The organism is Streptomyces sp. A0592, assembly GCF_004795115.1.
GTDB lineage: Bacteria > Actinomycetota > Actinomycetes > Streptomycetales > Streptomycetaceae > Streptomyces > Streptomyces erythrochromogenes.
On record NZ_SSBM01000024.1, the window covers coordinates 93,203 to 106,476 of the forward strand.

At 72.7% G+C, this 13,274-nt stretch carries 12 protein-coding genes; 8 read left to right on the forward strand and 4 right to left on the reverse strand.

The annotated features are described in order from the left end of the window. Positions 1-83 precede the first annotated feature (83 nt). The 6 genes from argC (at position 84) to E6U81_RS28040 (ending at position 5,969) form a co-directional block, all read left to right on the forward strand. Positions 84-1,112, forward strand: a complete 1,029-nt coding sequence (argC, locus tag E6U81_RS28015) for an N-acetyl-gamma-glutamyl-phosphate reductase (protein WP_136232845.1) — start codon at positions 84-86, stop codon at positions 1,110-1,112. After that, a complete protein-coding gene (gene argJ, locus E6U81_RS28020) occupies positions 1,109-2,281 on the forward strand; it encodes a bifunctional glutamate N-acetyltransferase/amino-acid acetyltransferase ArgJ (protein ID WP_136232846.1) in 1,173 nt (390 codons plus the stop codon). Before argC ends, argJ begins: the two co-directional genes overlap by 4 nt. Next, positions 2,278-3,222: an acetylglutamate kinase gene (gene argB, locus E6U81_RS28025; RefSeq protein ID WP_136232847.1), complete on the forward strand. Its 945-nt coding sequence runs from the start codon at positions 2,278-2,280 to the stop codon at positions 3,220-3,222. Before argJ ends, argB begins: the two co-directional genes overlap by 4 nt. Then, the gene (locus tag E6U81_RS28030) at positions 3,219-4,424 is read left to right on the forward strand and encodes an acetylornithine transaminase (RefSeq protein ID WP_136232848.1); all 1,206 of its coding nucleotides are present in this window, start codon (positions 3,219-3,221) and stop codon (positions 4,422-4,424) included. Before argB ends, E6U81_RS28030 begins: the two co-directional genes overlap by 4 nt. A gap of 7 nt (positions 4,425-4,431) precedes the next feature. After that, positions 4,432-4,968 carry an arginine repressor gene (locus E6U81_RS28035; protein ID WP_030841787.1) on the forward strand — a complete coding sequence of 179 codons (537 nt, stop codon included), beginning with the start codon at positions 4,432-4,434 and terminating at the stop codon, positions 4,966-4,968. Positions 4,969-5,048: 80 nt separating this feature from the next. Further along, complete coding sequence (locus E6U81_RS28040) at positions 5,049-5,969, forward strand: hypothetical protein (RefSeq protein ID WP_136232849.1); 921 nt, start codon at positions 5,049-5,051, stop codon at positions 5,967-5,969. Here E6U81_RS28040 and E6U81_RS28045 read toward each other — a convergent pair. Further along, entirely contained in the window at positions 5,956-6,654 is a 699-nt protein-coding gene (locus tag E6U81_RS28045; RefSeq protein WP_136232878.1) for a L,D-transpeptidase family protein, read from the reverse strand. The two genes, E6U81_RS28040 and E6U81_RS28045, sit on opposite strands and share 14 nt — an antisense overlap. A 191-nt stretch (positions 6,655-6,845) precedes the next feature. Continuing rightward, the gene (locus E6U81_RS28050; protein WP_136232850.1) at positions 6,846-8,357 is read right to left on the reverse strand and encodes a hypothetical protein; all 1,512 of its coding nucleotides are present in this window, start codon (positions 8,355-8,357) and stop codon (positions 6,846-6,848) included. 170 nt (positions 8,358-8,527) lie between these two features. Here E6U81_RS28050 and E6U81_RS28055 point away from each other — a divergent pair, with 170 nt between their 5' ends. After that, positions 8,528-9,721, forward strand: a complete 1,194-nt coding sequence (locus E6U81_RS28055) for an argininosuccinate synthase (protein ID WP_136232851.1) — start codon at positions 8,528-8,530, stop codon at positions 9,719-9,721. 97 nt (positions 9,722-9,818) lie between these two features. Continuing rightward, a complete protein-coding gene (gene argH, locus E6U81_RS28060) occupies positions 9,819-11,249 on the forward strand; it encodes an argininosuccinate lyase (protein ID WP_136232852.1) in 1,431 nt (476 codons plus the stop codon). Between the two features lie 167 nt (positions 11,250-11,416). Here argH and E6U81_RS28065 read toward each other — a convergent pair whose 3' ends face one another. Further along, positions 11,417-12,601: a hypothetical protein gene (locus E6U81_RS28065; RefSeq protein ID WP_136232853.1), complete on the reverse strand. Its 1,185-nt coding sequence runs from the start codon at positions 12,599-12,601 to the stop codon at positions 11,417-11,419. Between the two features lie 101 nt (positions 12,602-12,702). After that, the gene (locus tag E6U81_RS28070; protein WP_136232854.1) at positions 12,703-13,212 is read right to left on the reverse strand and encodes an HAD domain-containing protein; all 510 of its coding nucleotides are present in this window, start codon (positions 13,210-13,212) and stop codon (positions 12,703-12,705) included. Between the last annotated feature and the right edge of the window lie 62 nt (positions 13,213-13,274).

The following is a 13,274-nucleotide window of genomic DNA, read 5'->3' on the forward strand; positions in this document are numbered from 1 at the left end:
GGTGACGCCCCTCGGCCGAGATCCACGACATTGCATAAACGTGCGTCGGTACGTATAGTCATGCCATCGATGAGGAGGGTCCGATGGTGGTACGTGTAGCGGTGGCCGGAGCGAGCGGGTACGCGGGCGGAGAAGTCCTGCGCCTGCTGCTCTCGCACCCCGAGGTGGAGATCGGCGCCCTCACCGGCAACTCCAACGCCGGACAGCTCCTCGGCTCCCTGCAACCGCACCTCGTGCCGCTCGCCGGACGCACCCTGGAGGCCACGACCCAGCAGGCCCTCGCCGGCCACGACGTCGTCTTCCTCGCCCTCCCGCACGGCCAGTCCGCCGCCGTCGCCGCCCAGCTCGGCGACGACGTCCTCGTCGTCGACATGGGTGCCGACCACCGGCTCAAGGACGCGGCCGACTGGGACAAGTTCTACGGCGCCCCGCACGCCGGCACCTGGCCCTACGGCCTCCCCGAACTCCCCGGCGCCCGCGCCGGACTGGAAGGAGCCCAGCGGATCGCGGTCCCCGGCTGCTTCCCCACCGCCGTCTCCCTCGCCCTCTACCCGGCCTACCAGGCACAGCTCGCCGAACCCGAAGCCGTGATCGTCGCCGCCACCGGCACCTCCGGCGCGGGCAAGGCCCTCAAGCCGCACCTGCTCGGTGCCGAGGTCATGGGCAACGTGACCCCGTACGGCGTGGGCGGCGGCCACCGGCACACGCCCGAGATGGTGCAGAACCTCAGCCCGCTCGCGGGCGAGCGCGTCTGCGTCTCCTTCACACCGACCCTCGTGCCCATGGCCCGCGGCATCCTCGCCACCTGCTCGGCCAAGGCCCGCCCCGGCACCACGGCGCAGTCGCTGCGCGCCGCCTACGAGAAGGCGTACGCCGACGAGCCCTTCGTCCACCTGCTGCCCGAGGGCCGGATGCCGTCCACCAAGTCCGTCCACGGCTCCAACGCCGTCCACGTCCAGGTCGCATACGACGAGTCCGCCCGGCGGATCATCGCCGTCAGCGCCATCGACAACCTCACCAAGGGCACTGCCGGCGGTGCGGTGCAGAGCATGAACATCGCCCTCGGGCTCCCCGAGCAGCTCGGGCTTTCCACGATTGGAGTCGCGCCGTGAGTGTTACGGCTGCACAGGGATTCACGGCGGCGGGCATCGCCGCCGGGATCAAGGCCAACGGCAACCCGGACCTGGCCCTCGTGGTCAACAACGGCCCGCGCCTGGCCGCCGCCGGCGTCTTCACCTCCAACCGCGTCAAGGCCGCGCCCGTCCACTGGTCCGAGCAGGTCCTGCGCGGCGGCACCGTCAGCGCCGTGGTCCTCAACTCCGGCGGCGCCAACGCCTGCACCGGCCCCAAGGGCTTCCAGGACACCCACGCCACGGCGGAGAAGGCCGCGGCCGCCCTCAACGAGACCGGTCTCGGCGGAGAGCACAACGCCGGCGAGATCGCGGTCGCCTCCACCGGCCTGATCGGCGTCCTGCTCCCCATGGACAAGCTGCTCCCCGGCATCGAGACCGCCGCCGCGGCCCTGTCCGAGGACGGCGGCGAGGCCGCCGCCATCGCCATCAAGACCACCGACACCGTGCACAAGACCGCCACCGTCTCACGGGACGGCTGGACGGTCGGCGGCATGGCCAAGGGCGCGGGCATGCTCGCCCCGGGCCTGGCCACCATGCTCGTCGTCCTCACCACCGACGCCGACGTGGACGGCGCCACCCTCGACAAGGCGCTGCGCTCCGCCACCCGCACCACCTTCGACCGGGTCGACTCCGACGGCTGCATGTCCACCAACGACACGGTGCTGCTGCTCGCCTCCGGGGCGTCCGCCCAGGTGCCCGTGTACGCGGACTTCGCCGACGCGGTGCGCGAGGTCTGCGACGACCTCGCCCGCCAGCTGATCGGCGACGCCGAGGGCGCCAGCAAGGACATCCGGATCGAGGTCATCGGCGCGGCCAGCGAGGACGACGCGGTCGAGGTCGGCCGCTCCATCGCCCGCAACAACCTGCTCAAGTGCGCCATCCACGGCGAGGACCCCAACTGGGGCCGCGTGCTGTCCGCGATCGGCACCACCAAGGCCGCCTTCGACCCGGACCGGCTGAACGTCGCCATCAACGGCGTGTGGGTCTGCAAGAACGGCTCGGTCGGCGAGGACCGCGACCTGGTCTCGATGAAGGACCGCGAGGTCCGCATCACCGCCGACCTGTCCACCGGCGGCGAGTCGGCCGTCATCTGGGCCAACGACCTCACCGCCGAGTACGTCCACGAGAACAGCGCCTACTCCTCATGAGCGACGAGAAGGCCGGGCAGCCCGGCGCCTCCGGCGGCACCGCCCGCAAGCACACCGCCCTGCCCAAGGCGCAGATCCTCATCGAGGCCCTGCCCTGGCTCCGGCGCCACAACGGCAAGGTCGTCGTCATCAAGTTCGGCGGCAACGCCATGATCGACGAGGACCTCAAGGCCGCCTTCGCCCAGGACGTGGTCTTCCTGCACCAGGCCGGCCTCAAGCCGGTCGTCGTGCACGGCGGCGGCCCCCAGATCAACGCCCAGCTCGACAAGCAGGGCCTGGTCAGCGAGTTCAAGGCCGGCCTGCGCGTCACGACCCCGGAGGCCATGGACGTCGTCCGGATGGTCCTGGCGGGCCAGGTCCAGCGCGAGCTGGTCGGACTGCTCAACCAGCACGGGCCGCTCGCCGTCGGCATGACCGGCGAGGACGCCCGCACCATCACCGCCACCAAGCACAGCCCGGAGATCGACGGCGAGCTCGTCGACATCGGCCGGGTCGGCGAGATCACCGACGTCGACACCGGCGCCATCGAGGCGCTCCTGGCCGACGGCCGGATCCCGGTCATCTCCTCCATCGCCCGCAGCGCCGACGACCACCACGTCTACAACGTCAACGCCGACACGGCGGCCGCCGCCCTCGCGGCCTCCCTCGGCGCCGAGACGCTGATGGTCCTCACCGACGTGGAGGGCCTCTACGCCGACTGGCCGCACAGCGACGAGGTCATCAGCCGGCTCACCGTCAGCGAGCTGCAGAAGCTGATGCCCGAGCTGTCCAGCGGCATGGTGCCCAAGATGGAGGGCTGCCTGCACGCCGTGCGCAGCGGCGTCGGCACCGCCCGCGTCCTCGACGGACGGATCCCGCACTCGATCCTGCTGGAGATCTTCACGGACTCCGGCATCGGCACGATGGTCGTGCCCGACCAACAGCCAGGGGGAGCAGCATGACGAAGGGCACCGGGAACCAGGAGTACGGCGCACGGTGGCAGGGCGCGCTGGCCAACAACTACGGCACGCCCGCCCTGGCCCTCGTACGCGGTCAGGGCGCCCAGGTCTGGGACGCCGACGGCAACCAGTACACCGACTTCGTCGGCGGCATTGCCGTCAACGCCCTCGGCCACGCCCACCCGGCGATCGTGGCGGCCGTGACCGAGCAGATCTCCACGCTCGGCCACGTCTCCAACCTCTTCGCCTCCGAGCCGGTCATCGCGCTCGGCGAGCGGCTGCTCCAGCTCTTCGGCCGTCCCGGGAAGGTCTTCTTCTGCAACTCCGGTGCCGAGACCGTCGAGGCAGCCTTCAAGATCGGCCGGCTGACCGGGCGGACCCACATGGTCGCCACCGACGGCGGCTTCCACGGCCGGACCATGGGCGCCCTCGCACTCACCGGCCAGCCCAAGAAGCAGGAGCCCTTCCTGCCCCTGCCCGGCGACGTCACCCACGTCCCCTACGGCGACGTCGAGGCCCTGCGGGCCGCCGTCACCGAGGAGACCGCGCTCGTCGTCATCGAGCCGATCCAGGGCGAGAACGGCGTCGTCGTGCCCCCGGCCGGATACCTCACGGCCGCCCGCGAGATCACCCGGGCCACCGGCACCCTGCTCGTCCTCGACGAGGTCCAGACCGGCATCGGCCGCTGCGGCCAGTGGTTCGAGCACCAGGCCCACGAGGGCGTCGAGCCCGACATCGTCACCCTGGCGAAGGGGCTGGGCGGCGGCCTGCCGATCGGCGCCGTGGTCGCCTTCGGGCCCACCGCCGACCTGCTCCAGCCCGGCCAGCACGGCACCACCTTCGGCGGGAACCCGGTCGCCTGCGCAGCCGGCCTCGCCGTCATCGACACCATCGCCGCCGACGACCTGCTCGACCGGGTCAAGGCGCGGGGCGAGCGGCTGCGCTCGGGCGTCGAGTCCGCGGGGCACCCACTGGTGTCCCACGTCCGCGGCGCCGGACTGCTGCTGGGTATCGTGCTGACCGAGCCGCTCGCACCCAAGGTGCAGCAGGCGGCTCAGGACGCCGGCTTCCTGGTCAACGCGCCCGCCCCCGACGTCGTACGGCTCATGCCCCCGTACGTACTCACCGAGGCCGAGGCGGACGCGTTCGTCCGGGCGCTGCCCGGCATCCTCGACGCAGCCAACGGGGACGGATCCGGAGAATGAGACGACGATGAGCCAGCCGCAGGACAACGAGCACGGCGGGCAGGCCGTCCCGCAGACCCGCACCGCGCGGCACCGCCGGATCGTGGACATCCTCAACCGGCAGCCGGTCCGCTCCCAGAGCCAGCTCGCGAAGCTGCTCGCCGACGACGGACTGAGCGTCACCCAGGCGACGCTCTCCCGCGACCTCGACGAGCTGGGCGCGGTGAAGATCCGCAACACCGGCGGAGAGCTGATCTACGCCGTGCCCAGCGAGGGCGGCTTCCGCACCCCGCAGGCGCCGCTCGGCGAATCCGCGAAGGAGGAGCGCATGCGGCGCCTCTCCGGGGAGCTGCTGATCTCCGCGGAGGCCTCGGCGAACCTCGTGGTCCTGCGCACCCCGCCGGGCGCGGCGCAGTTCCTGGCTTCGGCCATCGACCAGGCAGAGCTCCGCGAGATCCTCGGCACGATCGCCGGCGACGACACCCTGATGCTGATCAGCCGGGACCCGGCGGGCGGCCAGGCCCTCGCCGACCACCTCCTGCGGCTGGCGCAGAAGGAGGGCTGAGCGGGGGCGGATCGGCCGGGAGGGCCGGGGCGCCGGAAATCCCGGTGCCGCGGCGGCATCCGCCGGCATAGCCTCCAGGCGTGCGCCAATTCGCCCTCGCCGTACTGGTCTCCGCCGTGACCGCAGCGGTCTACGGGCCCGTCGCCCTGCTGTGGTGGCGCCGTGCCCGGGTCCGCAGCCGGACGCTCCGGCTCGTCGCCGCCGTCGAGCTGGAGCCGTACCACGCCGCCCAGTTGCGGCAGGAGACGACCGAGGCGGCCGCCGCCGAACTCGTCCTCGACGGGTACCTGCGGATCGACGAAGAGGGTGCCGCGTTCCTGACCGGGCAGGGCCGCGACCCCGCCCGGACCCCCGCCCACCCGATGCCCGCCGCCCTGCTGGAGGCCGTACGCAGGCACGATCCAGAGCCCGTGTCGATCGGCTGGATCGACTGGTGCGACGACGGGTATTCGGAGCGGCGCAGCGCCTACCGGACCGAACGGGACGCCCTGCTGCCCGCGCTCCCGCGGATGCCCGACGGTCGGGGGAACATCTTTCTGACCTGCTGCGGCTGCGTGGGCATCGCCCTGGTGATGCTGTTCTGGCTCCTCGCGGGCGCGCTGCTGGTGACCGGTCGCCCGCACGGTCCGCGGGAGTGGGCCTGGGCCGCGGTGGCCGCCCTCGGTCTGGCGGCGCTGCTGCTGGCCGAGAAGGCCGGCAGGGTCGTCCGGGAGCGCACGGACTGCGGCGACCCGCTGGGCGACCTGGTCCGCTCCGCGCCGCACCCGGCCTTCGCGGCGCTGGACGAGGAGCAGCGGATGCTGGTGCTGCGGAGCACCGGCGACCGCCACACCTGGCGCGGCGTCGACACGGTCGTCCACGAGGGGGCCGACGAGGACGACGAGGACGGCGACGAGTGGCTGGACGAGAAGGTCTGGTGGGAGGACGCGTACGAGTACCGGGCCTGCGACGAGGACGCGCCCGACGCCGCGCCCGACGCCGCACCTCCTAGTAGCGGGTGATCGCGAGCGGCCCCTCCTGCGTGCCGATCGCGATGTGCGGGCGCCGGGCCGGGTCCGCCCAGCGCAGGATCGCCCGCATGTCCCGCTCGGGCACCGACACGCAGCCGGCCGTCGCACCCCTGCCGTTGACGTGCAGGAAGATCCCGGCCCCCCGGCCGCGCACCGGCCGGTCGTAGTTGAAGGCGATGAGCAGCGCGTGCGCGTACTGCTTCTCGTACGTGACCAGGTGCTCGGCCTCGCCCGGCGCGCAGTCCGCGGGCAGCGGCTCCACCCAGCGGTTGTACGCGGTCGAGGCGTTGTCCTGGCACCACCAGGAGTCCGCGGCCACCCGCCGGTAGCGGTACTCGGTCCCGGCCGGCGCCCGCCGGATCCCGAAGGCGTACGGCAGCTCGTACAGACCCGTCGGGGTGGTGCTCGTGCCCTGCGTACGGGTCGCGCCCTCGGTCAGGCCGCCCGCCCCGAACCGGGCGGGCGCGCTCCCGGCCTCGTACCAGCGCCCCGCCCGCCGGTCCCACCAGGTCAGCCGGCCGGTGGTGGATCCGGGCGCGGGCGCGACGGCGGTGATCAGCTGACTGCCGCCGCCGGTGTCGGCGAGACGGGCAGGCAGGGGCCCGGACGAGGACCCCGCGCCGTGCGGGAGCAGGACGGTGACGATCAGTGAGCCCGTGACAAGAGCGGTACGCAGCACATGTCAGACGGTACGGGCAGGAAGGGGCAGGGGCAGCGCAGGCAGGCCGTCGAGGCTCGTCGCGATGTGCCCCTTCTTCTCGCAGTACGCGGCGAACTCCTCGTCCGTCGTGCGGGCGAGGCACTTGCCGGCGCGGCCCTTGGGGGACAGGTTGACGTGGCCCTCACCCGAGAGCGGGGCGGAGGGTTTCAGGTCTTGAGGCCCAACCGGCTGCGTCGCAGGGCCAGTCCGTAGGCGTCGAAGAGCTTCGCGGACCGCTTCAGCAGGGCTGCCAGTTCCGCCGTGTCCGTCTCCCCCTCGAACTGGGCGGGGTGCCACTGGCAGGCGCACACCGCGGCCCGCGCCGTCGCACGCGTCCTCGGGTGCCAGTCGTCGATCAGCGCGACCGCCGCCCGCAGCGCGTGGATCCCGCCCCGGGCGCGCAACAGCCGGAAGGCGGTCCGCCGGACGTGCAGCGGGCCGCGGACGTCCACCCGCGCGGCGAGGTACGACGGATCCAGGCGCCGGACCGCGGGCAGCAGGCCCAGGGTCGCCTCGCGGGCCACGGACGGCGCCGGGTCGTCGAGCAGCGCGAGCAGGACGGAGTCCTCCACGACGGCCTCCCGGCGCCGCAGCCCGGCCAGCGCGGCGGCCCGGACCGGGCCGACCGGATGTGCCACGAGCGTCCGCAGGAGGTCCGTGTCCTCGCCCCGGCCGCACTCGGCGAGTCCGGTCACGGCGTACGGGGACGGCCCGGCGGGGTCGCAGACCAGCCAGCGGTAGTGCCCGTGGGCGTCGCCGCCGTCCTGGCCGACCAGCCAGCGGGCGCAGGCCCGGACGAGCCCGGAGGCGTCGGCCAGGTGCGAGATGCCCTCGGCGGCGCGGCCGGCCCGGCGCAGGGCGGTGACCCCGGCGGCGCGCACGGCGGGGATACGGGCGCCGATCAGGGCGTCGATCACCGCGTCCCCATCGGATCCCGGCACGGCGAGGGCGGCGTCGGTCCAGAGCGCGGCCGTCGCCGGGTCGGGCTCGGCGGCGGCCCGCCGGGCGCACTCCAGGGCGTCGGCCCGGCCGGGGCCGGTGAGGGCGAGCCGGACGGCGAACTGCCGGGCCCGCCGGTCGGGGCAGTCCAGCAGTTCGGCGAGGACGCGGGCCGTCGTACCACCCGGAGCCTTCGCGCTGCCCGGGGCCGTCGTACCGCCCGGAGCCGTCGACGGCCCGGGCAGGTGCCACCACGGCGTGTCGGCCGCGGCCCGCCGGCGCAGCGCGTCCTCGAACCGCTCCAGGACCCAGTCGCCCCGGCGGCGCCGCCCCAGCCGCAGCACGAGCGGGGTCACCGCCCGCAGGGTGGCCTCCGGGTGGATGCGGAGCGCGTCCTCGATCAGGGCGCGGGCCCGGTCCCGTACGGGCGCGGCCCCGTCGGTGGTCAGGACGGCGACCAGTTCCACGGGGGCGTCCGGCTCGGCGAGGGCGGCCTCGCGGATCCACCCCCGCGGGTGGCAGAGCCGTAGCGCCGGGGGAGCCGGCACCGGGAGCCGCCGCCCGGCGTGGGCCCCGCTGCGTACCTGATCCGCGAAGGCGAGCCAGACGTCCGGCCCGGCACCGGGCGACGGCACCGCGGCCGCGCGCCCGTCCAGCAGCTCCTCCGCCAGGGCGCGCCCCGTCGCGGCGTCGCTGCCGGTCTGCGTGCCGCGTCCTGCGCCGCGTCCTGTGCGGTTCATCCGCCGCCACCCCTTCCGAAGGCCTACGGCCCCGATCGTAGGCAGCGCCATGCCCCCCTGCTCGGATTATCCGTCCTGGTCACGCCCCTGCCGCCCGCCCACGATTGACGAAACATACGGAGCAGTGCATAGTTATGCCTGTCGTTGAATGCACCGCAAGGAGAAGTCCCGTGACCGAGCGCGTCGTACTCGCCTACTCAGGCGGCCTGGACACCTCCGTCGCCATCGGCTGGATCGCCGAGGAGACGGGCGCCGAGGTCATCGCCGTTGCCGTGGACGTCGGCCAGGGCGGCGAGGACCTGGACGTCATCCGCAAGCGCGCCCTCGCCTGCGGTGCGGTCGAGGCCGAGGTCGCCGACGCCAAGGACGAGTTCGCCGACGAGTACTGCCTCCCGGCGGTCAAGGCGAACGCCCTCTACATGGACCGGTACCCGCTGGTCTCGGCCCTCTCCCGGCCGGTCATCGTCAAGCACCTGGTGGCCGCCGCCAAGAAGCACGGCGCCGGGACCGTCGCCCACGGCTGCACCGGCAAGGGCAACGACCAGGTGCGGTTCGAAGCCGGCATCCAGGCCCTCGGCCCCGGCCTCACCTGCATCGCCCCGGTCCGCGACTACGCCATGACCCGGGACAGGGCCATCGCCTTCTGCGAGGAGAAGGACCTCCCGATCGCGACCACCAAGAAGTCCCCGTACTCCATCGACCAGAACGTCTTCGGGCGGGCGGTCGAGACGGGCTTCCTGGAGGACATCTGGAACGGCCCCGTCGAGGACATCTACGAGTACACCTCCAACCCGGCCACCCCGCGCGAGGCCGATGAGGTCGTCATCTCCTTCAAGGAGGGCGTGCCCGTCGCCATCGACGGCCGGCCCGTCACCGTCCTCCAGGCCATCCAGCAGCTCAACGAGCGCGCCGGAGCCCATGGGATCGGCCGGATCGACATGGTCGAGGACCGCCTCGTCGGCATCAAGTCCCGCGAGGTCTACGAGGCCCCGGGCGCGATCGCGCTGATCACCGCCCACTCCGAACTGGAGAGCGTCACCGTCGAGCGCGAACTCGCCCGCTACAAGCGGCAGGTCGAGCAGCGCTGGGGCGAGCTGGTCTACGACGGCCTGTGGTTCTCCCCGCTCAAGCGGGCGCTGGACGGTTTCATCGACGAGGCCAACCAGCACGTCACCGGTGACATCCGGATGACCCTGCACGGCGGCCGCGCCGTCGTCACCGGCCGCAGGTCCCAGGAGTCGCTGTACGACTTCAACCTCGCCACCTATGACACCGGCGACACCTTCGACCAGTCCAAGGCGCAGGGCTTCATCGACATCTTCGCCCTGTCGTCGAAGATCGCGGCCAAGCGCGACCTGGCCTGATCCCCCGCCGCCCAGCCCGCACGAACGGCCTCCCCGTTACCTCCGCGGCGGGGAGGCCGTTGCACATCCATACATGCAGTCTTGAGGAGCAGTAGCTGTGAGCAGCAACAACGCTGGTGACGTCCGGCTCTGGGGCGGCCGGTTCGCCGACGGTCCCGCCGAGGCCCTCGCGAAGCTGTCCGCGTCGGTCCACTTCGACTGGCGCCTCGCGCCGTACGACATCGCCGGCTCGCGCGCCCACGCCCGCGTGCTGCACACGGCGGGACTGCTCACGGCCGACGAGCTCGAGCGCATGATCGCCGGCCTGGACCGGCTGGAGGCGGACGTCGCCGACGGCTCCTTCACCGGCACCGTCGCCGACGAGGACGTGCACACCGCGCTGGAGCGGGGCCTGCTGGAGCGGCTCGGCGCCGACCTCGGCGGCAAGCTGCGGGCCGGCCGGTCCCGCAACGACCAGGTGGCCACCCTCTTCCGGATGTACCTGCGCGACCACGCCCGGATCATCGGCGGCCTGATCGCCGACCTCCAGGACGCGCTGGTCGGCCTCGCGGAGAGCCACGCGGACGTGGCGATGCCGGGCCGCACCCACCTCCAGCACGCGCAGCCGGTGCTCTTCGCCCACCACGTACTGGCCCACGTGCAGTCCCTGTCCCGGGACGCGGAGCGGCTGCGGCAGTGGGACACGCGGACGGCGGTCTCGCCGTACGGCTCGGGCGCGCTGGCCGGTTCCTCACTGGGCCTGGACCCGGAGGCGGTCGCCGCGGAGCTGGGCTTCGAGCGGGGCTCGGTGGGCAACTCGATCGACGGAACGGCCTCGCGCGACTTCGTCGCCGAGTTCGCCTTCGTCACCGCGATGATCGGGATCAACCTGTCCCGGATCGCGGAGGAGATCATCATCTGGAACACGAAGGAGTTCTCCTTCGTGACGCTGCACGACGCCTTCTCCACCGGCTCGTCGATCATGCCCCAGAAGAAGAACCCGGACATCGCCGAGCTGGCGCGCGGCAAGTCCGGCCGTCTCATCGGCAACCTCGCGGGACTGCTCGCCACCCTCAAGGCGCTGCCCCTGGCCTACAACCGGGACCTCCAGGAGGACAAGGAGCCGGTCTTCGACTCCTGCGACACCCTTGAGGTCCTGCTGCCGGCCTTCACCGGCATGATGGCCACGCTCACCGTCAACCGGGAGCGGATGGAGGAGCTGGCCCCGGCCGGCTTCTCGCTCGCCACCGACATCGCGGAGTGGCTGGTCAAGCAGGGCGTCCCGTTCCGGGTGGCGCACGAGGTGGCCGGCAGTTGCGTCAAGGAGTGCGAGGGGCTCGGCATCGAGCTGGACGAGCTCTCGGACGAGCAGTTCTCGAAGATCTCGGAGCACCTGACCCCCGAGGTCCGCACCGTCCTCAACGTCAAGGGCGCGCTCGCCTCCCGCAACGGCCGCGGCGGCACCGCCCCCTCGGCGGTCGCGGTCCAGCTCACCGAGCTGAAGGCCGACCTGGTCATCCAGCACGCCTGGGCCGTCCACAAGCAGTAGGCGCCCCCACTGCTTCCGCCGCCCTGCGGCCCGCACGCCCGCCGGACCCGGCTCCTCCGGGTCCCGGTCCGGGCCTTGTACGTCCGCACGCGGCGGACAGGCCCGGAGGGGCGGCGGGAGCCTTGTGCTCCCGCCGCCCCTCCGGCGCGTCCGGCTCCGGCTCCGGCTCAGTCGAGCGGGTGGTCCGGCTCCCAGTTGGTCAGGACGCAGCCCTCGACCTTGGACTTCTCCAGCCGGTAGCCCGACGGGGCGGAGAATCCGGGAATGCAGTTCAGGTACAGGAACTGCAGCTGGTAGAGGCCGCGTCGGGACGACGGGCTGTTGGTCTCCACCGCGATGTTCTCTCCGACGAGCAGCCGGCTCGCGGTCTCCTTCAGCTTGCCGTCGTCCTTGTAGTCGGCCAACTGGGCGGCCTTCGCCCTCGTCTGGAGCAGCTTCATGTCCACGACCGTGTCGAGCCAGCTGAGGTTGCGGGCGCGCTGCGCCCCGGCGGGCTCCCCGCACAGGGCGCGGCCGGTCACGCCCCAGTCCAGGCCGCTGCCCGTCACCACCGGCGCGTAGTCGATGGACTCGATCGCGACGGCGTCGGGGGCGGTCGAGAAGTGCTTCTCGCAGTCGAGGCTGTTGCCCACGAGCATCCGGAGCTCGGCGATGCTGCCGGCGCTGGGCAGCCCGAGGCTGCCCGTCTTCGGCTGGCCCAGCTTCTCGCCCCCGCCGGCCGGATCCTGCGGCGTCTCCAGGTTCGGACTGCCGGATCCGTCCTCGGAGCCGACGAAGTCGCTGAGGCTGCAGTGCTCGACCAGCGGCTTCTCCCGCTTGTAGCCCTGGGGGACGGGAGCGCCCGGGTTGCAGGCGAGGACCCGCAGGTCGGAGCGGACCAGCGCGAGCGCCGTCTTCGTGCTCGTCGGGAACGCGACGAAGCCCTTGCCGATCAGGACCCGGCTCTCCAGCCCGTACGCGCCGTCACCGCCGTCCATCCTGTCCAGGACGTACTTCTTGTATCCCTCCTGGAACTGCTTCATGTCCCCGGGCACGGCGATGACGATCTCGCCCTGCCGGACCTTGTCGCTGCAGACCCCCAGCTCCTTCACCGACCACTGCCCGGCCTTGGGGAAGTCGCCCTTCGGCAGCCGGGGGTCGTCGGGCCTGTCGCTCAGGTCGTCGCAGTTGGCGAACTGCCGCAGGTACTGCTGGGCCTCGGCGAGCGGGCCCGTTCCGGCGGCCGCGGACGTCGACGTGGACGGGGACGGCGACGCGGCCGGTGCCCCCGGCTGCCCGCCCTCCTTGCATGCGGGGAGTGAGGCCAGGCAACAGAGGGTGGCGGTCGCGGCGAGGATCCGCTGAAGGCGCATGAGTCGCTTTCGTCGGTACGGGGTGGGGGGCATGGGCATGCTAAGTCGCGGCCGGAGCGTGATCAAAACCCCGGTGCGCGACGGCCGTTCGCCGCTGCCCCTCACGCCGCCCAGTCCGCCAGCGCGTCGAAGTCCCCGCGGACCAGGCCGATCTGCTCGTCGATGCGCATCAGCAGGGTCTGCGCGGGGTGGCGCTGGTCGACGTACTCGCGGTCCATGGCCGTGATGTCGTCGTCGATCCAGGCGAAGGGCCGCTCGCCCGCGTACTCCAGGATGTACCGGGTCTTCCAGAAGGTGCCGCGCGGCGCCCGGCCGTGCATCACCGGCCAGTCGATGAACGGGAGCCGGGGCAGCCCCAGATGCGGGCCTATCCAGTCGTTGGCCTCGTCCTTCCAGGTGGTCGCCCAGACCAGCTCGTAGGCGTCCGCGAGCGCGAGCAGTTCGGCGCCGTGGCCGTGGTTCAGCCAGACCCGCAGCGGCTTCGCGCTCTCCTTCTCCGTCCAGCCCGTCGGCCGCATCCGGTGGGTGGAGTACCCCTCGGGGCGGCGCTGCGCCTTGGCCGCGTAGGGGTTGAGCGGTCCATCGACGTCGATCAGCAGCAGTGGCTTCATCGCGGCAGTCTTTCCTTCCGGCCGCCCGGGGGCAGCCGATTTTCCAAAAGAATGAGACATGG